19 protein-coding genes and 1 riboswitch are annotated in these 25566 nt (G+C 47.4%); of the genes, 5 read left to right on the forward strand and 14 right to left on the reverse strand.

Annotation, left to right across the window (positions count from 1 at the left end; all coding sequences use genetic code 11):
* Positions 1-216: 216 nt before the first annotated feature.
* Positions 217-1275, reverse strand: coding sequence for an alpha/beta hydrolase (locus ACJMM4_RS06830; RefSeq protein ID WP_405381085.1), 1059 nt, complete (start codon positions 1273-1275; stop codon positions 217-219).
* Between the two features lie 191 nt (positions 1276-1466).
* On the opposite strand from ACJMM4_RS06830, the gene ACJMM4_RS06835 reads away from it, so the two are divergent.
* The 4 genes from ACJMM4_RS06835 to thiC all read left to right on the forward strand — a co-directional run bounded on the left by ACJMM4_RS06835 (position 1467) and on the right by thiC (position 5374).
* On the forward strand, positions 1467-1925 hold the full coding sequence (locus tag ACJMM4_RS06835; RefSeq protein ID WP_405383719.1) for a MerR family transcriptional regulator: 459 nt from the start codon (positions 1467-1469) through the stop codon (positions 1923-1925).
* A gap of 177 nt (positions 1926-2102) precedes the next feature.
* Positions 2103-3194, forward strand: coding sequence for an alpha/beta hydrolase (locus ACJMM4_RS06840; protein ID WP_405381081.1), 1092 nt, complete (start codon positions 2103-2105; stop codon positions 3192-3194).
* A gap of 38 nt (positions 3195-3232) precedes the next feature.
* A complete protein-coding gene (locus ACJMM4_RS06845; protein WP_405381079.1) occupies positions 3233-3850 on the forward strand; it encodes a flavodoxin family protein in 618 nt (205 codons plus the stop codon).
* A gap of 56 nt (positions 3851-3906) precedes the next feature.
* A riboswitch (TPP riboswitch) is annotated at positions 3907-4005 on the forward strand.
* 67 nt (positions 4006-4072) lie between these two features.
* Positions 4073-5374 (forward strand): phosphomethylpyrimidine synthase ThiC, encoded by a 1302-nt coding sequence (thiC, locus tag ACJMM4_RS06850; RefSeq protein WP_405383721.1) that lies wholly within the window; start codon positions 4073-4075, stop codon positions 5372-5374.
* Between the two features lie 225 nt (positions 5375-5599).
* Here thiC and ACJMM4_RS06855 read toward each other — a convergent pair whose 3' ends face one another.
* The 8 genes from ACJMM4_RS06855 to ACJMM4_RS06890 all read right to left on the reverse strand — a co-directional run bounded on the left by ACJMM4_RS06855 (position 5600) and on the right by ACJMM4_RS06890 (position 16583).
* Positions 5600-6838 carry a 2-hydroxyglutaryl-CoA dehydratase gene (locus tag ACJMM4_RS06855; protein WP_405381075.1) on the reverse strand — a complete coding sequence of 413 codons (1239 nt, stop codon included), beginning with the start codon at positions 6836-6838 and terminating at the stop codon, positions 5600-5602.
* 11 nt (positions 6839-6849) lie between these two features.
* Positions 6850-9783, reverse strand: a complete 2934-nt coding sequence (locus ACJMM4_RS06860) for an acyl-CoA dehydratase activase-related protein (RefSeq protein WP_405381073.1) — start codon at positions 9781-9783, stop codon at positions 6850-6852.
* A 187-nt stretch (positions 9784-9970) separates the two neighbouring features.
* Positions 9971-11368: an FAD-binding oxidoreductase gene (locus tag ACJMM4_RS06865; protein ID WP_405383723.1), complete on the reverse strand. Its 1398-nt coding sequence runs from the start codon at positions 11366-11368 to the stop codon at positions 9971-9973.
* Positions 11369-11397: 29 nt separating this feature from the next.
* Positions 11398-12798: an FAD-binding oxidoreductase gene (locus ACJMM4_RS06870; protein ID WP_405383725.1), complete on the reverse strand. Its 1401-nt coding sequence runs from the start codon at positions 12796-12798 to the stop codon at positions 11398-11400.
* A gap of 11 nt (positions 12799-12809) precedes the next feature.
* A complete protein-coding gene (locus ACJMM4_RS06875) occupies positions 12810-14216 on the reverse strand; it encodes an FAD-binding oxidoreductase (RefSeq protein WP_405381067.1) in 1407 nt (468 codons plus the stop codon).
* Entirely contained in the window at positions 14216-14992 is a 777-nt protein-coding gene (locus ACJMM4_RS06880; protein ID WP_405383727.1) for an EFR1 family ferrodoxin, read from the reverse strand. Before ACJMM4_RS06880 ends, ACJMM4_RS06875 begins: the two co-directional genes overlap by 1 nt.
* Positions 14993-15159: 167 nt before the next feature.
* Positions 15160-15993, reverse strand: coding sequence for a nucleotidyl transferase AbiEii/AbiGii toxin family protein (locus ACJMM4_RS06885; protein WP_405383729.1), 834 nt, complete (start codon positions 15991-15993; stop codon positions 15160-15162).
* Positions 15990-16583, reverse strand: coding sequence for a hypothetical protein (locus ACJMM4_RS06890; RefSeq protein WP_405383731.1), 594 nt, complete (start codon positions 16581-16583; stop codon positions 15990-15992). The genes ACJMM4_RS06885 and ACJMM4_RS06890 overlap by 4 nt, the downstream gene beginning before the upstream one ends.
* A 297-nt stretch (positions 16584-16880) precedes the next feature.
* On the opposite strand from ACJMM4_RS06890, the gene ACJMM4_RS06895 reads away from it, so the two are divergent.
* Entirely contained in the window at positions 16881-18551 is a 1671-nt protein-coding gene (locus ACJMM4_RS06895; RefSeq protein ID WP_405383733.1) for a choice-of-anchor I family protein, read from the forward strand.
* 332 nt (positions 18552-18883) lie between these two features.
* On the opposite strand, the gene ACJMM4_RS06900 is transcribed toward ACJMM4_RS06895, so the two are convergent.
* The 5 genes from ACJMM4_RS06900 to ligA form a co-directional block, all read right to left on the reverse strand.
* Positions 18884-20146 (reverse strand): S-layer homology domain-containing protein, encoded by a 1263-nt coding sequence (locus ACJMM4_RS06900; RefSeq protein ID WP_405383735.1) that lies wholly within the window; start codon positions 20144-20146, stop codon positions 18884-18886.
* Positions 20147-20396: 250 nt separating this feature from the next.
* Complete coding sequence (locus ACJMM4_RS06905) at positions 20397-21698, reverse strand: OmpP1/FadL family transporter (RefSeq protein ID WP_405383737.1); 1302 nt, start codon at positions 21696-21698, stop codon at positions 20397-20399.
* Positions 21699-21805: 107 nt separating this feature from the next.
* Positions 21806-22624: a hypothetical protein gene (locus tag ACJMM4_RS06910; RefSeq protein WP_405383739.1), complete on the reverse strand. Its 819-nt coding sequence runs from the start codon at positions 22622-22624 to the stop codon at positions 21806-21808.
* 15 nt (positions 22625-22639) lie between these two features.
* The gene (locus ACJMM4_RS06915) at positions 22640-23518 is read right to left on the reverse strand and encodes a hypothetical protein (RefSeq protein ID WP_405383741.1); all 879 of its coding nucleotides are present in this window, start codon (positions 23516-23518) and stop codon (positions 22640-22642) included.
* Positions 23515-25563, reverse strand: coding sequence for an NAD-dependent DNA ligase LigA (gene ligA / locus ACJMM4_RS06920; protein WP_405383743.1), 2049 nt, complete (start codon positions 25561-25563; stop codon positions 23515-23517). Before ligA ends, ACJMM4_RS06915 begins: the two co-directional genes overlap by 4 nt.
* Positions 25564-25566 lie beyond the last annotated feature (3 nt).

The following is a 25566-nucleotide window of genomic DNA, read 5'->3' on the forward strand; positions in this document are numbered from 1 at the left end:
GCAACGGAGTGGGCTAACAACCTACCTAGGAAGTGCTTGGGGTACAAGTCCCCCAATGAGTATTTTGATGAATATCTAGACCGCATATATGCAGCCTAGAGGATTGAAAAAAGTGTGCAACTTGCTATTGCAATTTAGATAATATTTATTCTTAAAAATTAAGCCTCCCGCTGTTTTAATTTTAGCGAGAGGCTATTATTATACCTAGAATTTATTTTACAGAGTTCTGCCAAAGAATTCTTGCAGTTTATTAACTTCTTGGTCTACAAATTCTGGAACGTAATAAGTTTTAATATGGGTTGCCTTGGGGATTAGGTATAGCTCTTTATCCTTGGTACCTGTAGCTTTGGCAAAAGCCTCTTCGGTCATATAGAGGGAGTCCGCTTTTTCTCCAGCCATCATCAGCAGGGGGACATTGATTAAGTCAATATTATCAGTAGCATCCCAGCTCATTAGTTCCATAAGGCTGCTAGTAGTATAGCGGAAGGTGGAATTAGGGTGACGGTGGCTGCGACCGTAGTATTCCATGCCTTCACGATAAAGGTCATTGGTTATTTTAGCAATGCTTTCGTCAGTAAGGGCATCAAAATCCACAGTGCCGTAGTAGCTGATTTTACCAGTTGCAGTTTCTTCTGCACGGGCTGTGGCAGCTGCTGCCATCCGTTCTTGGATGCTGTCTAATTGGCTGTCCATATAGCCATTGCGGCGGACGCGGCCGGTGTTGAACATGCTGAGAGTTGCTACAGCTTTAACACGTTTTTCGCTTTTGGCAGCATTCAAGGTGTAACCGCCGCCACCGCAGATACCAAAGGAACCAATGCGGTCAGTATCAACGCCGGGGTATTGGCTAATGAAGTCCACCATGCCATGAATGTCCTCTGTGCGGTAGTAAGGGATATCCAAGTTGCGAGGATTACCGCCACTTGCGCCTTGGTAGGCAGCGTCGGCTGCAATGGTGATGTAACCAAGTTCTGCCAAGCGTTGGGCAAAAAGGCCGGCAACCTGTTCCTTAGTACCGCCGTTAGGATGAGCCACAACAATAGCTGCGTATTTTTTGGAGGGGTCGTAGTTGGCAGGGGTGTAAATATTGGCGGCAATTTTTACACCGTGCAGCTTATAGTTTATGGGATGAATATTTACTTCACCTTTTACGTTTTTGGTAATGGCGTGGTCGTAAACCAAAGTATAAGGATTATCTTTGTGCGGAGCTGCGAAACCAACACCGGATACGCCGAGGGCTAAAGTCATCAATGTTGCTAAATAAATTTTCTTCATAATTTGTGCCTCCTTAATAGGTAAGATTGATATCGTTTGATTTACAAATTACTTATCTCTTGTTATAATCACCTTAGAGCTTGCTTAGAGCATATCAGTTAAAGTCAACTTTAAGTCAAGAGGCTTTTTATAAAATTTTTGAGAAAATATTTTGTAGGGTAACGACTGCAGATATAGAAAGGACGATGGTGATGTATTACACAATCGGAGAAATGGCAAAGCTTTTGCATATTGCTACTTCTACCCTGCGCTATTACGACAAAGAAGGTTTGCTTCCATTTGTAGAGCGTAGCAGCGGCGGTATTCGGATGTTCAAGGAAATCGATTATGAATGGCTTTGTGTTATCGAATGCCTAAAGGGTGCAGGGATGCCTTTGAAAGATATTAAAGAGTTTGTGCACATGTCCATGCAAGGTGATGTTACCATGCAGGAACGCTTGAAGCTGATTTTGAAACAGCGGGAAGCTGTGCAGCAGCAAATGGCGGAACTGCAGCGCACTCTTGATGTTTTGGATTACAAAAAGTGGTACTATGAAACGGCGGTATCCGCAGGCACGACAAAAGTGCCTCGGGAAATGAGCGATGAGGAAATGCCACCGCGTTTTGTACCTGTCCGTAAATATTTAAAAGATATTCATTCCAGATCCTAAAAGAAGCTCCTTGCTTATTTGCAGTAAGCAGGGAGCTTTTTGCTGGTAGGAGTTGTCCTGCTAAATTTTGCAAGGATACAAAATTTTTACGCCTCCGTAGGCTTGACTTAAAGTCAACTTTAAGTTGTAGAATAATAGTAGAAGTTCAATAAGTAATACGGACGGAGGTATAAAGAAATGCAAAAGTTGCACAAGAGAATTTGTTTAGGGTTGTTGTCCATGGCTTTTGCCGGTACGGTTATGTTCGCTAGTAACAGTGCTTTGGCAAAGCCCCTAGTAATTGCAGAGCAGGGCAGCTTCGCTGCCGGTGGTACGGTGGTGCAGACTGCAGGGGAGTTTGATTATACTAAGCCCACTAATCCTGCAGGACAGACTCTTCATGGTGATCATGCTTATGTGTTTTATCAAAGGCCCGTGCATGCTAAAAAGCTACCATTAGTTTTCCTTAATGGGGCAGGGCAGAGCGCCAAGACATGGGAAAGTACCCCCGATGGTCGGGACGGATTTCAAAATATTTTCTTGCGCAAGGGTTACAGTACCTATTTAGTTGATCAACCTCGTCGTGGGCGTGCAGGACAATCTACGGTAGCAGCCAATGTTCCTGCTGCCACTATCGATCAATTATGGTATAGTAATTTCCGCCTTGGCAATTGGCCTGACTTTTATCCCGGAGTGCAGTTCCCACAGGATAAAGCTTCTTTGGAACAGTTCTTCCGTCAGATGACACCTAATACGGGGGCCTATGATGAAGGTGTAATTGCCAAGGCCATGGCCGCAACTTTTGCTAAAGCAGGGGATGGTATTTTAGTGACCCATTCCCAAGGCGGTGGTCCGGGTTGGCGTACTGTGATGCTTAGCGATAAAGTGAAGGCAGTGGCTGCTTTTGAACCGGGGAGTGGTTTTGTCTTCCCAAAAGGGGAAGTGCCAGACCCCTTGCCGTCCACCAGTCCCTTTGGTGCTTTGGGCGCCAGTGCTGTGTCTATGGAAGATTTTATTAAATTGACCAAGGTGCCCATTATCATCTACTATGGTGACTATATTCCTGCGGAAATGACTGACGAGTGGAATAAGGATAACTGGCGTGTGCGCCTGATTATGGCACGTAAATTTGCGGATGCTATTAATCGTCATGGTGGTGATGCTACAGTGGTACATCTGCCGGAGATTGGCATTTATGGCAATACCCATTTCCTTTTCTCTGATTTGAATAATGTGGAGATTGCGGAGCATTTTGCTAAATGGCTCAAGGAAAAGCATCTTGATAAATAAAAAAGTGGTATAATAGACGGAACGAGGAGGTAATTTTCATGAAAGTTTTATTGATTAATGGCAGTCCCCATGCCAATGGCAACACTGCTTTAGCTTTACAGGAAATGATAAAAGTCTTTAATGCTGCCGGAGTGGAAACTGAATTGGTGCACGTAGGCAATAAAGTGGTACGTGGCTGTATTGCCTGCCGTAAATGCGCAGAGATTGGCAAATGCGTTTTTGATGATGTGGTTAATGAACTAGCTCCTAAATTTGCCGCCGCAGATGGCTTGGTAGTGGGCAGCCCTGTTTACTACGCTTCTGCTAACGCAACTTTGATTGCTGTTTTGGACCGCCTGTTCTTCAGCACTAAATTCGATAAGACCATGAAGGTTGGTGCCAGCGTAGTTGCTGCCCGTCGCGGCGGCCTTTCTGCTACCTATGACGAGCTGAACAAATACTTTGGCATTAGCGGTATGCCCATTGCTTCCGGTCAATATTGGAACAGTGTGCACGGTCGCGAACTGGGCGAAGCAGCTCAAGATGCGGAGGGTATGCAAAGTATGCGCACTTTGGCTCGCAACATGACATTCCTGATGCAGAGCATTGCTTTGGGCAAGGAAAAATACGGCCTGCCGGAAAAAGAGCCTTGGATTGGTACTCATTTCATCCGCTAATTTTTTAGCTTGCCAAAAAAGTAGATTAGTGTTAAACTACAGCTGTATAACTTCATAAGATCCGCTAGGGGCGCAGAAATGCTGAGAGGACGCAAGTCCGACCCTTTGAACCTGATACGGTTAACACCGACGTAGGAAAGCGATGTATTTGTTCTTTGGGCATAAAAATAGCCGCTTTCCCTGCAGGGAAGGCGGCTTATCTATTTCTAGGAGGTAAAGTATATGGCAACACAAATGCAGTTAGCCCGTCAGGGCGTCATTACTGAGGCAATGAAGCTTGTTGCAGCTCAGGAGCATGTTAGTGAAGAATTTATTCGTGAGGGCGTAGCGAAAGGTACCATTGCTATTCCCTGCAATATTAATCATAAGAACCTTGTACCTCGCGGCGTGGGACAAGGACTGAGCGTCAAGGTGAACGCCAACATCGGCACTTCCAGCAGTTACCATGACCCTGCGCCGGAGCTGGAGAAATTGGCTGCTGCTGTGGCCGCAGGTGCCGACGCTGTAATGGATTTGTCCACGGGGCACAATATCAGCGCTTCCCGCCAAGCAATCATCAACGCATCTACAGTGATGGTAGGCACTGTGCCTATGTACCAAGTTACTGTAGAAACTATTTTAAAACGTGGTGCTGTTGTGGAAATGACCAAGGAAGATATTTTTGACGTTATCCGCCAACAGGCTGCAGATGGTGCGGACTTTATGACGATTCACTGCGGCATTAACCGTAATGTGCTGAAAGCGTTGTTGGACGAAGGCCGTGTGATGGACGTTGTCAGCCGTGGCGGTTCCTTTATTACCGGTTGGATGTTGCACAATGACAAGGAAAATCCTCTTTACGAATACTATGACGAGATTCTTGATATCTGTGCCGAGTACGATGTAACCATCAGCTTGGGTGACGGTCTGCGCCCGGGGTGCATTGCCGATGCTACGGATAGAGCGCAGATCCAAGAACTGCTGAGCTTAGGCGAGCTGACCCAGAGGGCGTGGGACAAGGGTGTGCAGGTTATGGTGGAAGGTCCGGGACACGTACCTTATAACCAAATCGCTGCTAATATGCAGCTGCAGAAACGTCTTTGCCATGGTGCACCATTCTACGTTCTGGGGCCTTTGGTAACGGATGTTGCGCCCGGTTATGACCATATTACCAGCGCTATTGGCGGCACTTTGGCAGCAGTGAGCGGTGCGGACTTCCTTTGCTACGTAACTCCTGCAGAGCATCTTGGCCTGCCCGATATTAATGATGTGCGCGAAGGCGTAGTAGCTGCCCGTATTGCTGCCCATGCTGCTGATCTTGCCAAAGGCAACAAGCAGGCGTGGGAGTGGGATTTGGCTATGGCTAAGGCCCGCAAGGCGTTGGATTGGCCGGAGCAGCTGCGTCTTGCTATCGACCCGGTGAAGGCGACAGAGTATCGCAAACGCAAAAATAAGAGCGATGACGAAGCCTGCTCCATGTGCGGTGACTACTGTGCTGTAAAGATTGTAGGACAATATTTAGAAGAACATATGCGTAAACGCTAAAAAAAGACTGTGACCTTTTGTGTCATTTCATCATATCCCCGCCTCACGTGCGATTTTGTAACGCTCACTTCGTGCAGAATCACAACGAAGATTCGCGGCCGATCTTGTTCGTGGAACAATTTGCTATTGGGTTCGCATCACTTCGGTGATTCTAAGCACTCGTGTGCTAAAATCGCAAATGATTCGTCTGGGGATATGATGACAATGAAGGTAGTCACAGTCTTTTTATTTTGCTGTTGCCAGCATGAGTTTGATGCGGTTTTCTTGGTTTACTTTGGAAGCGCTGGCATCGTAGTCGATGGCTAGGATGTTGGCTTCTTCTGCAATTTCTTTGATTTTGTTAATCATGCCGCGTCCGGCGATGTGGTTGGGGAGGCAGCCGAAGGGTTGGGCGCAGATAATGTTGGTATAACCATTGCGTACCAGTTCCAGCATTTCTGCAGTCAAAAGCCAGCCTTCGCCCATGTTGTTGCCGTAGCCGATAACGCCTTTGACCATAGCTTTAGTTTCTTCATAGGCAGCAGGGGCGGTGAAGGGCGGCGTGTCCAGAGCATCACGCAGGATACTTTCCAAATGCTTTAGATACCACATGGCAGCTTTATTGGTGCCATATTTCCAAAAACTACCGCCGTACAGCTTGTAGTCTGTCAAATAGGTATCTACGCAGTACATGACAAAGTTGAGCAGGCCGGGGAGCATATATTCGCAGTTTTGCTGCTGTAGAAATTTCTCCAGATTGTTATTGCCCAAAGCAGCGAATTTAATATAGATTTCGCCTACGATACCGACTTTGATTTTTTCCTGATTGGTAATGGGCACTTGGGAAAAATCTTCCGCAATGGTTTTGGTAAATTTCTTCATGGTGCTTAAAGCTTGGGCTTTACCATCATGGAAAGCTTTGCCCAGCTTTGTCAACCATTGTTGGGCGAGGGCATCCGTTGCACCTTGCACCACTTCGTAGGGACGCACTTTGTTGGTCAGGTACATTAAAGCATCACCATAAATAACGGCAGCCAAGAATTTGCGTAGCATGGAGCCATTAAGGTGGAAACCCGGTTGTTTTTCTAAACCATTAACATTGAGGCTGATAACGGGAATATGGGCAAGTCCTGCCTTTTCCAATGCTTTCCGCAGTAGGAAGATGTAGTTGGACGCTCTGCAGCCACCGCCTGTTTGAGTGATAATCAAGGCGGTGTGTTCCAAGTCATATTTCCCGCTTTTCAGGGCGTTGATTAGTTGGCCGATGACCAAGAGCGCAGGATAGCAGATATCGTTATTTACATACTTCAACCCTGTCTCTACCACTTCGCGACTGGTGTTCTGCAGTACCTCTGCTTTATAGCCGCAACTATTTAGGGCATCACGCAGTAGGGAAAAGTGGAAGGGCAGCATGCCGGGGATGAGGATGGTATGGGTCTTTTTCATGTCCTCGGTGAAGGGAACAAAATGAGTTGCTTCTAACATAGGGTAACTCCTTAGTTATTATCTAAATCGAAAAGGTTGGCTGCTGAGAAAAGACTGCGAATACGGATTTTGGCAGCACCAAGATTATCGATATCATCGATTTTGATTTGGGTGTAAATGCGGCCGTTGCTTTCTAGAATACGGCGACATTCATCGGCAGTGATGGCATCGCAACCGCAGCCAAAGCTTACCAACTGGATCATATGCATATCAGGGTTGTCTTTAACGTATTCTGCAGCGGCGTACAGGCGGCCGTGGTAGGTCCACTGGTTGAGCACCTGTAGGTCGCGCTCCAATTCTTGGGGCTTAATATGGCTGCTGACAGCGTCCTCACTGACCACGGCTGCACCCATAGTGGTAATCAGGCGGTCGATACTGTGGTTGACTTTGGGGTCGATGTGGTAGGGACGGCCTGCTAAAATTACAATGGGCTTATGGTTGGCACGTGTTTCCGTAATAATCTTCTGCCCACGTGCCTTCACTTGATCTTCAAAAGCGTAGTAACAGGAGAAAGCTTTATTGACGGCCTCTTTGACTTCGCTTTTAGAAATATCCTTGAAGGAAGGATGGAGCATTTCGTAAAGCTTATCTGTCAGCTTGTCCTTATGGAGAAGTCCTAAATAATCAAAAAAGAAATGAATCTTTTCTAATTCCCGCATATTAGCGTGGAGCACTTCCGGGTAGTAGGCTACAACAGGGCAGTTATAGCAGTTTTCCGTGCCGTGTTCATCAATATTATAGGTCATGCAGGGATAGAAAATATTGGTAATGCCTTGACCAAGAAGCCACTTGATGTGTCCGTGCATCAGCTTGGCAGGATAGCAGACTGTATCGCTGGGAATGGTGTTCTGACCTAAGCGGTAAATAGTTTTATCTTCAATAGGGCTGGTGACTACTTTGAACCCTAAGCTGCTGAAAAGACCTTGCCAGAAGGGCAGCAGTTCGTACATATTGAGTCCCATGGGAATACCCATAATGCCGCGGGTAGGTTTTTCGTTAACAGGCAGTTCCTTTAATAGCTGCAGTTTTTGGCGGTAAAGATTGTAATCATCTTTCGGCGCCATGTGGGTAATGGGACGTTCACAGCGGTTGCCGCTGATAAAACGCTTGCCGCTGGCGAAAATATTGATGGTTAAATGGCAGTGGTTATTGCACAAGCCACAAGTGGCACCTTTCACCTGATGGCTGAAGGTGGCAAGCTCCTGCTCTTTGATAATCGTAGTTTCCTTGGGATTGTCCGTATAGCGGCGTTGGGCGTACAGGGCAGCACCATAGGCACCCATCAGTCCTGCGATGTTGGGGCGTACTACTTCTAACTCCAACTCCTGTTCAAAGGCGCGGAGAACGCAATCGTTGAGGAATGTACCGCCTTGGACAACAATGTGCTTGCCGATGGCTTCCTTGCTGCTGGGGCGGATAACCTTGTAGAGGGCGTTCTTTACGATGCTGATAGAAAGGCCGGCACTGATATTGGCTACGGAAGCACCATCCTTTTGTGCCTGTTTGACGCTGCTGTTCATAAAGACGGTGCAGCGACTACCTAAATCTACAGGCATATCGGCAAAAAGGCCGATGTGGGCAAATTCTTCCGCAGTGTAGCCTAAAATCTCGGCAAAGGTCTGTAGGAAACTACCGCAACCGCTGGAGCAGGCTTCGTTTAAGAAAATGTTATCAATGGCACCGTTATGGATTTTGAGACACTTCATATCCTGTCCCCCAATGTCCAAGATAAAGTCTACATTGGGCTGCAGGTAGCGTGCTGCGTAGAAATGGGCCATGGTTTCCACAATGCCGTAATCCATGCCAAAAGCGTGGCGAATCAAGTCCTCACCATAGCCTGTGACAGCGCCTGCCAGTAAACGGCAGTGGGGATATTTTTTATAAAAATTAGTCAAGTAATCGCGGACAGCGACTACGGGATTACCCTTATTGCTTTGGTAGAAAGAGTCCAGCAGTTCTCCCGTAGGACTCATAATAGCTATTTTAATAGTGGTGCTGCCGGAATCGATACCGATAAAAGCTTCTGTCGCTTTTTCCGGTGTGCTGATGGTCACGGAGTCCCGCTCATGGCGTGCCTTAAAAGCATCATATTCTTCTTGACTGGCAAAAAGCGGAGGCAGATGTTCAAAAGTATGGTTTTTAACTGCTGCCTCTAGCTTAGCAGGCAGAGTCGTTAAATCTACACTGCGCTCAGCGCAGAAGGCTGCACCCATAGCTACGTAGTAAAGGCTGTTTGCTGGGCAGTGGCCTTTAATGTTTAAAATATTGTCGAAACTATCCCGCAGGCAGCTCATAAATGTTAAAGGTCCGCCTAAATAGAGAACGTTGCCTTCGATGGGGCGTCCTTTGGCTAGGCCGGTTACCGCTTGGCTGGCAACAGCGTGAAAAATGCTGGCAGCTAAATCGCTTTTGGCTGCACCTTGGTTTAACAGGGGTTGGATATCGCTTTTAGCAAAAACACCGCAACGGCTGGCGATGGTGTAGTTAGTCGTAGATTGGGAAGCAAGGTCGTTCATGTCCGTCGTTTCTACGTTAAGCAGGGATGCCATTTGGTCGATAAAGGCACCGGTACCACCGGCGCAGCTATCATTCATGCGGGCATCGAAATGGCGGCCGAGGAAAAGGATCTTGGCATCTTCACCGCCAAGCTCGATTACGGCGTCTGTGCCGGGATTCAAGCGTTCGGTACAGATTTTTTCGGCAAAAACTTCCTGTACAAACTGCAGGTCGCAGTCTTCAGCTAAGCCGATGCCGGCGCTGCCGCTAACTGCTAGACGTGCCGTACGCAGATGGGGAAACTTCTGCAGCACTTCTTTCTGTAATTCTAGTAATTTGGACGCAATCTGGCTGTAGTGGCGTTGGTATTTGCTAAAGAGCAAAGTACCGCTATCATCCATAACTGCAATTTTGATTGTTGTACTGCCTATATCTAAACCTATCTGCATAGTGACCTCCATGAACATGCTTTGAGCAAATCATAATATATCACTATATATTTTAATACTTTCGCTGTTAATAGTAAAATGTTAGGGGCATTTAGAAAGTAAAAAAAGTGCGAACTTTTTACTCTTTCAATTAAAAAGAAAACGCTTACGTAGATTGTTATGTCTACGTAAGCGTTTTTTCACTTTTTTATGCGTTGATCAGTTTGCCGGGGTTGAGGATGTTGTTGGGGTCCATAGCGCGTTTGATAGTCTTCATAATGGACATTTCTACAGGGTCGCAGTATTTTTCCAATGCTGCAGCCTTTTTCGCGCCAATGCCGTGTTCGCCGGACAGGCGGCCGCCCAGGCTGTAAACATATTCATAGCAGATGCTGTGGAATTCTGCCAGTTGGCGTTCCCACTCTTCGTCGCTCATATCCATCTTTAAAACGTTGAAGTGCAGATTGCCGTCGCCGGCGTGAGCCAAGCACATGCATTCAAAGTCATAGTTTTTGGAAACTTCCATCAGATGATTCAAGCAAACTGCAATCTTATCAATAGGCACAACCAAATCATCGGAGGTAGAAACTTTGCTCTTAGCTTTGGAGCCTTCCAAGCAGCTGCGGCGTACTTTCCACACGCGTTCATCAGCTTCTACAACATCGGTAGCGCCGCAAGCAGTGCAGATTTCGTCCAATTGTTCCATCTTCATGTCTAATTCGTCTTCGTTAAAGGTTTCTACAGTAACGATTACATAGCTGCCGTCTTCATAATGGGGCAGGCGCAACTCTGCGTAATCGCTGGCAGCACGTACAAAGCCATTATCCATAAACTCTACGCTGGTGGGATTCAGGCCTGCTTTAATCAGGTTGGGTACCAGGTCAACTGCTTTGGCAACATCGGTGAATACTGCCAAAATATCCAGACGATAAGGGCACAGGGGTAGCAGCTTCAAGGTTGCTTTAGTGATAATGCCCAAAGTACCTTCACTGCCCATTACCAATTGGTCCAGGCAGTAACCGGTGCTGCATTTTTTCAGGCGGTTGCCCAGCTCTACGATTTCACCGGTAGGAGTAACAACTTCGATGGAATATACTTGGTGACGGGTGGTGCCATAGCGTACAGCTTTATTGCCGCCTGCGTTGGTTGCGATGTTGCCGCCAATCAAGCAGCTGTCTGCGCTGCAGGGGTCGCCTGCATAAAGCAAGCCTGCATCGTTAGCCATTTTTTGGATTTCTACAGTGCGTGCGCCTGCTTCTACAACCATGTACATAGCATCAGTATTCATTTCGATAATTTTGTCCATGCGTTCCATGAGCAGCACGATACCGCCGAAAGTGGGGATAGCACCGCAGGATACGCTGGTGCCGGCGCTGCGGGGAGTTACGGGAACCAGATATTTATTAGCGATTTTCATAACAGCAGCTACTTCTTCGGTGCAGCCGGGCAGTACCACTACTTCCGGCAGATGGTGGTAATGGGGGTCCGGCTCTTCGTCGGTTTTGTAGCGCTCCAAGGTTTCGGGATCAACTTTAACGTTTTCTGCGCCCAGGGCTGCGCGCAGCTCCTCTAGGACTTCTTCGGTTACAGGATTGAATTTAGACATATACTTTTTCTCCTTTTCTACCATTCTACTTAAATATCAAAAACTTTGCCGGGATTCAAGATTAAATTAGGATCCCAAGCCAGTTTGATTTTCTTCATCAAAGCAAGCTCGCCACGAGGGGTGAATTCCTCCATAAAGCCTGCTTTTTTGGAGCCGATGCCGTGCTCGCCGCTTAAACGGCCGCCATGAGCATAAACGTAGGTATATACCTCGCGGGTGAATTTGCCCAGCTGTTCTTCCCATTCTTCGTCGCTCAAATCCATTTTGCAAAGGACGATGTGCAGGTTACCGTCGCCGATGTGGGCGTTGATGCGTAGGGGGAAGGGGTATTTGGCTACAGTTTTAATAATATATTGGAGCATGGGGCCCATTTCGTCCACAGGTACAACCACGTCATCAGTGGTGCAGACCAAACTTACCAGTCGCACAGATTCCAAGCAGTTACGGCGCATTGCCCAAATGCGGTCATCGGCTTCCAAAACGTCGATAGCGCCACATTCTTCGCAAATATCGTTCAACTGCTCCATCTTCATATCCAGTTCGTCCTCATTAAAGGCTTCGATGGTAAAGATAACGTAAATACCGTCTTCTTTGTGAGGAGCACCGGGGAAGTCCAAAAATTGGCTGGTAGTGCGTACGTTGGGGTTATCCATGTACTCGATGCTGGTGGGGTTGATGCCTGCTTTGGCTACCTTGGGTACTACGCTGATAGCTGCCAAGGGGTCGGTAAAGACTGCCAGCATATCAAGACGGCAGGGAGGCAGGGGCTGCAAGCGCAAGGTTACTTGGGTAATAATGCCCAAAGTGCCTTCGCTACCGATTATAAGCTGTTCCATGCAGTAACCGGTGCTGCATTTTTTCAAAGGCGCACCCAAATCCACAATGTCGCCCATGGGGGTGACAATCTGCACAGCGTAAACTTGGTTGCGGGTTACGCCGTAGCGTACTGCCTTATTGCCACCGGCATTGGTAGCAAGGTTGCCACCGATTTGGCAGCTTTCCGCACTGCAGGGGTCACCTGCGTAAAGGAAGCCGTTTTCATTGGCTAATTTTTGGATATCGATGGTGCGTACGCCTGCTTGGGCAATCAGGTACATGCCTTCGCTGTTCAGCTCGATAATCTTGTTCAAGCGCTCCATGAGTAGTACAATACCGCCGCAGTTGGCAATGGAGCCATCCACAATACCGCTGCCGCCACCGCGAACGGTAACAGGGATAAGGTATTCGTTGCTCAACTTCATAATGGCAGCGATTTCTTCAGCGTTAGCAGGATCCACCACTGCATCAGGCAGGTGGAAACAGCGCTCGTCTGTTTCTTCGTCGGTTTTATATCTATCTAAGGTTTCCGCATCCATGCGCACATGCTCCGCACCTACAATGGTTTGGAGTTTGGCGATGAATTCCGGAGTCAGGGAATTATAAGTCTGCATGGGTTCATCTCCTAGGCATTGAAAACTTTGCCTGGGTTGAGAATGTTGTTGGGGTCCCAAGCACGTTTGATAAGGCGCATCAGATTCAGTTCGCCTGCAGGGGTAAATTCTTCCATATAGGATAGCTTTTTAGCACCAATGCCGTGTTCGCCTGCCAAACGGCCGCCTTGGGCATAGGCATAAGCATAAACTTCTTCATGGAATTCATGGACATATTTTTCCCAATCGGCGTCGCTCATATCGCATTTGCACAGTACCAAGTGCAGATTGCCGTCGCCAATGTGGGCGTTAACCTTTACAGGTACGGGGAAGGGATATTTAGTGCTGATTTCCATAATTTCTTTAATAGTGGAAGCAATCTTGTTGACAGGCACAACTACATCGTCAGTCAAAGATACTTTGCTGATCAGGCTGACGGATTCTTGGCAGTTGCGGCGCATGGACCAAATACGGTCGTCTGCTTCCAAAACATCCACAGCGCCTGCTTCTTCGCACAGTTCGCTGAGCTGTTCCATCTTCATATCCAGTTCGTCTTCGCTGTAGGTTTCTACAGTAACGATTACATAGATGCCATCTTCGTAATGGGGAGCGCCTTTGAACTCGATAAAATCCGCAGTGCCGCGTACGTAGGAATTGTCCATGTATTCGATGCTGGTGGGGTTGATGCCTGCTTTGTTAATGCGTTCAACAAGGCTCAGCGCCATGTGGGGATCAAGGAAGACTGCCAGCACATCAAAACGGAACGGAGGCAGGGGCAGAAGCTTCAAAGTAGCTTTGGTGATGATGCCCAAAGTACCCTCGCTGCCCATTACCAGTTGTTCCATGCAGTAACCGGTGCTGCATTTCTTCAAACGGGCGCCCACTTCGACGATTTCGCCGGTAGGAGTAACCATTTCCAAGCTATAGACTTGGTTGCGGGTTACGCCATAGCGTACTGCTTTGTTACCACCTGCGTTGGTAGCCAGATTGCCACCGATCAAGCAGCTTTCTGCACTGCAAGGGTCGCCTGCATAGAGGAAACCGGCTTCATTAGCCATTTTTTGGATGTCAATAGTACGCACGCCTGCTTCTACAACCATGTACATACCTTCGGTGTTCATTTCGATAATCTTATTCAGACGTTCGGTCAGCAGGATGATACCGCCGCAAACAGCAATAGCACCATCTGCCAAGCTGGTACCACCGCCGCGTACGGTTACAGGCACCATATATTTGTTGCACAGTTTCACAATTTCAGCAATTTCTTCCGCACTGCCGGGAATCACAACAGCTTCAGGCACACGGAAACGGCGAGGGTCGTATTCCTCGTCAGTTTTGTACATATCCAGTTTTTCTGCGTCGGTAAGCACGTAGTCAGCACCAATAACGGCACGCACTGCGTCTAAAAATTCAGCGCTTACAGGATTATATGTGGTCATTATTTACCCTCCTCATGATACATTTCTTGAATATTTATATTAGGATTGGTATAACTTTCTTTTGCTTTGGACTTCATGCCGCCCATTTTAATAATGTGTTGGGGACACCAATGACGGCAGGCGAAGCAGGCAACGCAGTTGCTGCCAAAAACGGGGCGACCGTTTTCCATAGTAATATTGCCCACAGGGCAGACCTTGGCGCATTTGCCGCAGCTGATGCATTTGCCTTGCATCAGACTCAATTGCCCAATATGCAGTATATCGTGCATAAACCACCAACACGCGTCTACACCGAACCATTTCAGCAGACCGCTTTCTCGGCACAGGGAAGTGTCTTCCTGTCTGCCGTGGATGGCGTCCACAATCTTGAGCAATGCTTTATCCGCATCCGCCAACATTTGCGGGAATTTGCTCCTGCCGTTCAAAAAGAAGTTGTCCGGCATGACGAGGGTAGCCGCGTAGTTCAGCGTGATGCCTCTGGCTGCCAACAGTTCCTGCAGGTGCTTCAAGGTACGGCCTTGGCTGCCACCCATAGTGGCGATGGCAAAGGTGTAGCTGGGCTTGGCTTCCAGCTTGCCCAAGAACTCCTGCACAAAAGGAGGCAGGTCAAAGCAGTGGACGGGGAAGGCAAAGCCAATCTCTGTATCTTCAATTGTGTAGGGCTGCTTGAGGTAGGCAGCCATGGATTCCAGACGGCAGTCAGCCAACGCGGCGGCAGCTTGTTTGGCTGCATCCAGACTGTTGCCGGAGCCGGAAAAGTAAAAAATAACTGACATAAGCGTCACCTACAATACAGTGTATTTCAACTTTTTATTATAATATAAAACCAGCTTTTTGTCTTGCTTTTATCCATAAAAAAGTGTTACAGGCAGGGCGTAAACGTAAATTTTACACAGCCTTTGCATACATTTAAAACGTGTTTAGTTGCAAGTGTATTTTTGATTTATACTAAATCTTCTACCAAGGCTCTAAGTGTTTTCACAATCATCTCGTAAGTGATTTCCTTCGCATAGGCAAACTGCTTACGATATTTTTCCCACATGTTGCGTAGATTCTGGTTGGTTTCGACTTGTCGGAGAATTTCCGAGACTTCTGCAATCTGCTCTGTTGTGCCGCGATGAGCGGCTGTTGCTGCTAATGCTTCGAAGAAAACAGTTTTATCGAACTTCTGCGTTGTTGCAAGTATGTAGGCGTCGTAGAAATCCCTGGGGCGGGTAGTGAACACGCCTCTGCGGAGAATGGTTTCTACTTTTTCTGCCATAACAGTTTCAATATTGTAGGCCCAAAGTTCATAGGATTTTTCATCATCGAAGATTTCTGCGAACTGATAGGAAACAGCATGGGGCGTGATAACATCCCCTGTGGAAACATCGATGCTTAAGGGAGTAAGCAGTGTGTCAAAGCGGGCATTCAACATTACACGGTAGCCTCCGTAAATATCATCTTCCCGTATGGGTGAGATTGTCCCTAGCTCAAAGGTTACAGCATCATCCATGACGATTGAGCAGATATGTTGCAATGCACTCCTGATTGCCTCTGGGGTGAGGGGGAAGTTTTTAAGCGTGGTGTCTAAATCCATGGTGGCTCTATTATCTAAGCCGACGATGGCGGCTACGAGCATACCACCTTTCAGTAGAAATTTACCTTTGTATTCTGATTTCGATAGTCGTACTAATAAACGTTCAAACATATAATTCTGCAAAATTACCTGAGCAGGTATATTTTTCTGCTTGGCAATGTTGCGTATACGTGCTTTCAAACTCATGGCATTGTTCATAGAAGTACCTCCAAATATTGTCGTAGCACATTGGCGATTCGTAGTTGGGTAGCGTAAGAGTTTAGCTTATTCAAATTTTTCTTCGGATTTGCCGCATACATCTTCAGTGCCGCTAGGAAGGTTTCGGTTCCCAGTTTGTTACGGCTGCGGATGATATCGCAAATGGTTCTTTCCAAGTCATAAACAGGAACCATATTCCCCGCAGGGGTAGCCAAAGTACTCTTACCCATCTCGAACAGTTCCGGTTTTATATAGTAGACTTTGCATTCCGCTTTGATGGCTGCGGAAGGCACGCAGTCAGAGGGTGCCGTTATGGTGTGCTCGAAAGGGGTTCTGTCTGAAATTCCGTGGAGAAACAGAGCTGTTTCATGGGAAAAGATAATTCGATCAGAGCGCCTGCTTATGGATAGCAGTTCATCTTGCATATCATCAGGCAGGATGTACTGGCCTTTTACAATGCGATGGATTTTTTCATTTTTACATAGTTTGGAGAGCATTGCCTTTGAGATGCCACGGTCCGTAGCTGTTTTTGTATCTATAATTCCACCATGCTCTTTGGCGATGGCAGACAGTTCCTCCATATAATTCATTGGCTCACCTCCCGATAACAATTCAATAATATTGTAGTTGAAATTATGATTAAAGTCAACGATGTGATAATAACAATATCATAATATTACGACTGATATTGTGATGAAAGTAAATATTTACTGCGGAAGGAGTGGCTTTTCTGATGCATAGTCATAAGCGAAGTATTCTTTACTTTTTTAAGCCGTAAATTTTACACAGCCTTTGCATACATTTAAAGCACTGCTGCTAGTTAGACACGCATTCTTGTTTTATACTGAAACTGGCTAAGAAAGCCTAAAGAAGAAAGGATGAAATGAATGTCTAAAAATATTGCTAGTAAAGTAGCCTATCTGCTGTGCGCAGGCTCCATGTTCTGCAGCGTGGCAGTTGCTGCAGAAGTTGCTCCTCTGCCTGCCTATACTGTGCAGAACGCAGGCTTTGAAAACGCTTATTCCCCTCTTGATGTCCAAAAGGTTGGCGCCTACCACGCAGGCATGAGCGATGCTGATGGCGGTGTGTTGGAAATAGTTGACTATTGCAAGGCCAACGGCCATGCTTACGCTGTTAACGGTAAAAGCGGACAGTTGGTAGTGATTGCGATGGCTGATTTGAGAAACGGTGTAGGAGTAACGGAACTCTCCGGTACTAATGTTGACGTTAAAGCTTTAGTAGAAGATGCTACCTTTGTTTATGGTGATATGACCTCCGTAGCAGTTAGCCCCGACGGTAAAACTTTGGCAGTGGCTATTCAAAGCGAAGACTACGCTGCCAATGGACGGGTAGCCTTGTTCGACTGCCAGGCAGATGGCTCTTTAAACTTCCGCCAAACCTACGTTACCGGTGTACAGCCTGATATGGTGACCTTTACCCCGGATGGTAGTAAGATTCTGACTGCTAACGAAGGCGAACCGCGCAAAGGCTATGGTGCGGGAGCGATTGATCCTGCAGGCTCCGTGACAATTGTAGATTTGGCAAAAGGCAGCACGGCTGTAACCGTAGGCTTCACTGCTTTTGATAGTGCGGAAGCACGCCAGGCAATGGTGAATAAGCAGATTGTGCTGAAAAAAGGCGCTGCTCCTTCCGTTGATTTAGAGCCTGAATACATTGCTTGTAACAACGACACTGCCTATATTTCCTTGCAGGAGGCAAATGCCATCGCCGTTCTTGATTTGCACAGCAATAGCTTCAAGGGCATCCATTCCGTAGGTTTTGAGGATTACTCTAAAGTGGCAGTGGACATTGATAAGAAAGACGGCAAATATCGTGGCAAAACCTATGCTTCCCTGCGTGGCGTGCGTATGCCGGATGCTATTGCTTTGACTAATATTGGCGGTCAAGATTATCTGCTCACTGCCAACGAAGGCGATTCCCGTGATTGGGATGGCTACTGCAACGAAGATGCCCGCAATTTTGGCAAGGGACAGACTTCCCCCAGTGGCAAAATTACTGCTGCTAACGGTTTAAGTGGCAAGGTAACTTTCCTCAACGCCAAAGACAACGATGGCTTGGACAGCAGTCTTGATTATTTATACGGCAGCCGTTCCTTTAGCTGCTTCCGCATTGGCGACAATGGTTTGGAAGAAGTTTTTGACAGCAGCAATGATTTTGAAAGCAAAACTGCTTTGTACTTGCCTAAATACTTCAACTGCTCCAATGATGATGTAACTATTGACGACCGCTCCGGCAAGAAAGGTCCTGAACCGGAAACTGTGGTTACAGGTAGGGTTAATGGCAAAGATGTAGCTTTCGTAACCTTAGAGCGCATTGGCGGCGTGATGATGTACGAGCTGTTGCCCGGTGGTAAAGCTAAATTTGCTAACTACATCAACACCCGTGACTTCAACCAACACATTGGCGATGACGACTCTCCCGAAGGCTTAAAATTTATTCCTGCAGCGGACAGCCCCACAGGCAAGGCTCTGCTTTTGGCAGCCTGCGAAGTGGGGGGGACTGTTGCTGCTTATGAAATTACATATAACGGTAAATAATCACACACCATTAAACATATCCATCCTAGGCAGAAGGGCCGTTCCTACGGGGGCGGTCTTTTTGCTACGCTTTTTCAAGGCATAAAAAAGAGACCGGGACAATGAATAGTCATGTTACCATATCCCGACTCACGCGCGATTTCTTAACGCTCATTTCGTGCAGAATCACAACGAAGATTCGCGGCCGATTTTGTTCGTAAAACAAGTTTCTCTTCGGTTCGCTTCACTTTTGTGATTCTAAGCACTCATGAGCTAAAATCGCAATGATTCGTCTATGGATATGGTAACACTGACTTGTTTCGTCCTAGTCTCTCAAAAAGGAGTAAGCGGGATTAGAATTTGAAGACTAATTCACTGTAGATGGTTTTTTGGTCTACATCGCCAACTTTGGATTCTAAATCATAGTATTTAACTGCGCCGACAATGTTTTTAGCAAAAGCATATTCAGCACCGATTTCGTAGCCTTTGAAGCCTTCGCGTTCAACCTTCATACCGGGGTCTTTAGCATCCATGGTGTGGGTTACATAGGTGCCGTAGCCTTGGTCGAAGTAGTTAGCCCACACGCCCCAAGAGCCTGCTTTTTTAGATTTAGCACCTTTGTATTGCAAGCCTACTACGTAGCCATCGTCATCGCCATTGTAGGTTTGCATATCTAAATCGGATTTCAAGTAGTTAGCATGGAGTTTTAAATCTTTAGCAATGGGGGCTTTGAAGCCTACTGCCCATACTTTGTTGTCGCGGGCAAATTCCTTCTTTTTGCCATCAACTTTAATTTTTTCGGTAAAGTCAGCAGCACATTCGTCAAATTTGTAGTAGCCTGCTTTGACTTTGACAACGCCAACTTTAGCGCCCAGTTCGCCATAGTACATAGTATCGCAAGCACTGGGGTCTTCGCTTATTTCGTCTTCGTTAGAGCCTTTGCCTGCACCCAGAGTCAGCTTCAAATCTTTGCCATAGGAAATTTGCGCGCCGTCCATAAGATCGTCGTAAATCCAACCATCAAAGGTGTCAGTGAATTTGTAACGGCCTGCTTGTACTTTCAAACCACCCAATTTACCATTTACGTAAGCGCGGGGCAGTTCAGTTCTTTCGTCGCCGTTGTTGTTCTTTAAGTCTTGGGTGTTTTCCAGCATACCGGTGTAGGACCAGTCTTCATTGATTTGGCCGTTAACGTAGATACGGGTACGCATTTTGTTTTTATATTCGTTTTTGGATTTTTCATGGTCGCCAGAGTAATCCCGGTAGCGGTATTTTACTTCGCCGGTTACGCGGACATTATCAGCCTTCTTTTCCAAGTTGGCAACACGTACGCCCAAGCTGTCCAGTTCGTCTGCAAATTCTGCAGCAAGTTTGTCTACGTTAGCACCTTTAGCCATCGCACGCGCTACGATTTGCGCCATTTCGTAACGGGTCATCAGCTTATCACCACCGAAGGTAGCATCACCGTAGCCGTCTACTACGCCTGCTGCTGCCAGTTGGTTAACGCTGTCATATGCCCAATGGCCTGCGGGTACATCGCTGAAAGGGTTGGCTGCATAAGCGGAGGCAGTTACGCCCAGTGCCATAGCCATAGCTAAAATTAAAGACTTTTTCATCATATTTCCTCCTCGATTATCTGCAAATAAAAAGCAGTGCATGCCGCAATGCGGTCAAGCCCGCCTGTTAAATATTGTAGCAAAGGAGGAGTATGGTCAAAAGCAAGGCTGTGTTAAATTGCTTGTTCCTATGTAAAATGTAGGCAAGGTACTGAGGACTTATGTAAAATCGCTTTACATTGCTAAGAATAGACGTATGAGAACGCAAAAAGAGCTTCCTCTTGTGAGGAAGCTCTTTAACTTTTTTAAATTAGAAGTTGCGTTGGTAGGAGATGCTGTACATCTTGGTGTAGCTGTCGCGAGTGTGCGCGCGGTCGAACATGTCGGTGGTGCCATTGCCCACAAAGTCCAAGGAGCCTACATCCATCCAACCAATGGATACAGCTAAGGTTTGATCTTTATCCTTGTATTGAGTACCCAAGGAATAGGTTTTACGGGTACCGGTAGGAATCATGAAGTCGCCGCCATCGTAGGGGATGGAGCTTTCGTCGAAAGCATAGCCAGCCAGCAGAGCATATTTATCGCTGAGTTTGTGCTCTACGCCGATGGCATAACGCCAGCCATTAGACCAGTTTTTATCGCTAGGTACAGTACCCAACATGCCTACACCACCACCGAAGGTAATGTCCAAAGATTCGTAACGATCCCAGCGGGTCCAGATACCATTCAATTCTACACGAGTCTTATCGTTAAATTTGTGGTTATAACCAATGGATAAGCTTTCCGGCAGAGTAACAACACCATAAGCGGAGCCGTACATATGTTGACCAAGCATAGGAGTGTGCATGTCAGCATCTGCTTCCATGGAGTGCTTTACTTTGCTGCGGTACACTATACCAATTTCGTTTTTGTCATCGAATTCATAGTTGGCAGCAGCATTCCAACCTAATGCATAGGTGTCGCCTTCAATATGAAGTGCAGAACGGACAGCAGGCTTGGCGGTATGATCCATGGGAAGAGTAGGAGTGCCATCGGCAATAGTGGTTTGCTGATTAATATCTCTATTCATATACAGGTTTTTATCTAATTGCAAACCAACATAGTTGATTTCTGCACCCAAGGATGCAGACCATTTATTAGTCAGTTTACGAGCGTAGTTAAAGCCAGTGGAAACACCGAACATTTTGGAGCTTACTGCATTGGAGCCAGCGATGGAGTTAGCTTCAAACTGGGAGATCAGACCGAAACGGCTGTAAACGCCCATACCAATCCATTCTTTATCGTTCAATTGTTGTACATAGTAGGTGCCAGGGGCCCAAGCAGGATGAATGCGGTTAGATGCAGTTTCTACTTTCTTATCACCTTGGAAAGAATCGAACTTACCGTGGGGACTCATATAGGTAGCGCTGATTTTAGCAGCTTTACCTTTTACTTTAGTAATGGAAGCAGGATTATAAGCCATGTTAGCAGCATCGTCCTCTGCAAACATGCGGGCACCTGCCATGCCCATACCTTCTGCGGACCATTCATATACAGCGTAGCCTTCAGCGCCTACGGCTTGAGGAGCAACAAAAGCAGCGGCAACAGCCAAAGCCAATAATTGTTTCTTCATCAGTTTTATACATCCCTTCTCAAAAAATTACAAAAATTAACTGTCATTTCAAACTGTTCTCTATTGTATCAGTTTTTTTGAGAATGCGTATAAAAACCTTTAATTACTCATTTTAACTGATTGATTAAGTTAGCCACGCCTTCCGCGCCCTGTGCTTTCGCTGCCTCGCGCTTACGCATGTTTTCTTCCTGCAGACGGCGCACATCGTCCAAGGTGGGGATGTTGCCGCGTTCCCAAGGTTGGTACTGAATGGTAGTGCAGTGGTGGTAAGCTTCGTAACGTTCTTTGGCATCCGCCAGTGCTGCAGCCTCTGCCAAATCACGCTCTGCTGCTTCCGTTACGGGGAAGGATTGGTATGCTTCCGTAATCAAGATGGAGCCTTTGTTGTAGTCACCTTGGGCAGCCATACTTTCCGCAATAAACTTCAATGCGTGGAAACGATAGGGGTTGATGCCTGGGGTAGCCTTTTCAGCTTCCAACATAGCGTGGGCCTGCACCAATGCTTTTTCTTCTTCGCCACAGCTGCGCATGATTTCCAACGCACGTACCCAGATTTTGCCTCTGTCCGCGCTGCGGAAAATATGCTCGTAGTCACGGCACAGCTTATAGGCTTGCTTCAGGTAGAAGACGGGAGCATCGCCTGTACCTGTGAGCTGCCACACGATTTCCGCAATATCGCGGAGGCAGAGCACCTTATGCTCCGCTTCGCTGAGGCCGTATTCGGGAGCGTCGTTCATGTCGGGCTGCACATCCTTAACAGTGGCAAGCACTTCCATAGCGCCTTCCATATCTTTTAAAATCAGCAGCATACGGCCAACGATGCTGCGGCATTTCCAATCTTCAAAATCATTGATCATGGTCAGGGGGATGGGGACATCGCAGGAAGCTACCTTCTGCACATAACCTTGCCAATCAAGTTTATCCATGACTATTCCTCCTTTTTATTCAAAACTGGTCAGGAAAAATTCCATACATTCATTAACACCGCGTTTTACGGCTTTAGCGCGGCTGGGCTCGCCAATCTTCCAAAAGTTGATGGAGGTGGAGGAGCCAATGCCTTCTACATTTTGGTTAAAGAGATATTTTTCTTCATTAACATCGACACATTTCAACTTCATCATTACTGTAGCGCTGTAGGTTTGGCTGCCTGCAATAACCATAAAGCCTGTTTCCTTTTCCCTTGCAGGCAGGATGCTGACAAAAATTACGCGGTCAGCGCCGCAGTCCTCGCCAATGGCAACTAATTCGCTCAGTGTGGGCGTTTCTGCATTTTCCATGGGATTAGCTAATAACGCCGCTTGTACCGCATTATTGCTGGCGATTTTCGTAACGCTGGTGTTCTTGCCGGGGTATTTCTTTTTCAAAGCGTCTTTAATAGCACCGATTGCCATTTCTCTGCTGCGTCCTTCCAAGCCGGAAGTGTCAACGTAGGGAAGCACGGCAACGGTGTAGGGCAAAGTACATTCGGTAACTTTTTTATCGGTTTTCGTAAAATGGGTTTCGCCTGTATCGGCAACGCCCATATCCAAGGCATCGATGGAACTTACTTCTTTACCATTATTCTTGGCAGGCTCTACCGTTACTTTGGGTGTAGCTTTAGGGGCAGTGGCCTTAGTGGGCTTATTGCTGACCACGGTTTCCGCCACAGGCCTTGCTTCGCCATTGCGGGCATCCACAATATCCATGGTGGAAGTAGTTGCTTCGCTAGTATTTTGCTGATTAATAGGAATAGCTTCGGACATGGTGGGTTCTGCTGCCAAACCAGTGCAGGTTACACCGCACAGGAGCAATCCTAAAGCCATATTTAATGCTTTTTTCATTCTGCATCATCTCCTTTAAGCATTTGCAGAAATTCTGCTTCATCAATAACCTTGACGCCAAGGGCGTTGGCTTTATCAAGCTTGCTGCCTGCTTCCTCGCCGGCAACAACGTAATCGGTCTTTTTGCTGACGCTACCGCTAACTTTGGCGCCTGCATCCTGGGCCATGGTTTTAGCTTCTGCTCTGCCAAGGGTGGGCAAGGTGCCGGTAAAGACAATGGTCTTGCCAAAGAAGGGATTGTCCTCCTGGCTGGCGGGAGCAGTAAAGGTCATGGTCAAGCCTGCTGCGGCAAGGCGTTCCAGCAAATCCCTATTAGTGGGGACGCTGAGCCAGGTAACTACGCTTTCTGCAATTTTGTCGCCAATATCGCGAATAGCTGCCAATTGTTCCGGCTGTGCTTCCAAGAGACGCTCCATGCTGCCAAACTCTGTAGCCAAAGTCCTAGCAACCTTAGCGCCCACGTGACGGATGCCTAAAGCAAAGAGCAACTTGTCCAATTCGTTGGCTTTGCTGGCTTCCAAAGCTGCCAAAAGCTTGTCAGCAGACTTTTCGCCCATACGGTCTAATTTTAGTACATCTTCTTTTTGCAGATTATAAAGGTCCGCTGCATCGCGCACCAAGCCTGCATCCATAAGAGCGTTGATAACGGAAGGACCGCAACCATCGATGTTCATTGCATCACGGCTGACAAAGTGGATTAAGCCTTCGCGGCCTAAAGCGGGACAGTGGGGGTTGGTGCAGCGGATGGCTGCTTCGGCGCCCTTGCGCTCCACGCTCCAACCACATTCGGGGCATTTATCGGGAATCACAACAGGTTTTTCCGCGCCTGTGCGCTTATCCACGGCTACACGGAGCACTTCGGGGATGATTTCCCCTGCTTTGTTGATAATAACGCGGTCGCCGATGCGGATATCTTTCGCTTTAATAAAATCTTCGTTGTGCAAGGTGGCACGGCTGATGACGCTGCCACTAAGCTTTACAGGAGTCAGTACTGCCGTAGGGGTGAGCACGCCTGTACGGCCTACGCGCCAGTCGATATCTTCTAAAGTGGTTTCTGCTTGCTCCGGGGGATATTTATAGGCAATAGCCCAACGGGGGTCTTTACCCGTAGCGCCCAAAAGCTGCTGCAGATGTACATTATTGACTTTGATAACAGCACCATCAGTATCGTAGGCGAGGGAGGCGCGTTTTTGGTTGAAGTCTTCTATATATTGCAGTGCGTCGTCAATATTGGGCACCACTTGATAGTTTTCGCTGACTTTAAAGCCATACTTCGCTAAAGTTGCTAAGCTGTCGCTGTGGTTGGCTTTGGCACCTTCGCCCACAAGGTAGTAGGCAAAGAAGCTGAGAGAACGGCTGGCGGTGACTTGGGGGTCCAGCTGGCGCAAGCTGCCTGCAGCAGCATTGCGAGGGTTGGCGAATTCGCTTTCGCCACGCTCGGCACGTTCTTCGTTGAGCCGCATAAAGGCTTGGCGTGGCATATAGACCTCGCCGCGCACATCCAAAAGTTCCGGAACAGTTTCGCCCTCCGGTACTTTCAGCACCAAAGGAATCGTACGGATGGTGCGTACATTAGCGGTAACGTTTTCGCCTACGATGCCGTCGCCACGGGTAGCAGCGCGGACCAGTTTGCCGTTCTCGTAAATCAGGCTGCACGCCAGACCGTCAATCTTAGGCTCCATAACGTATTCTACTTTCGCATCGGCAGGCAGACCGCTTTTCACGCGTTCGTCGAAAGCGCGCAGTTCTTCCGCACTAAAGGCGTTGGAAAGACTCAAGAGAGGCTCTAAATGACGCACTTCCGTAAATTGGGAGTCGGCGCGGCCGCCCACTCTTTGGGTGGGGGAGTCCGCAGGAACGCTGTCCGGATAGGCTGCTTCAATTTCGCGCAAGCGGACCATGAGGCGGTCATACTCGCTATCTGTAATCTCCGGAGCATCCAATACATAATATAAATATTCGTGATGGCGGATTTCTTGGCGCAAGTCCGCTGCTTCTGCCAGGGCTTGTGTTTTTTCGTCCGCAAATAAATCTATTTCTGCCATAAT

Origin of the sequence: Phascolarctobacterium sp., assembly GCF_045124115.1 — a bacterium.
In the GTDB taxonomy this organism is placed as follows: Bacteria; Bacillota; Negativicutes; order Acidaminococcales; family Acidaminococcaceae; genus Phascolarctobacterium_A.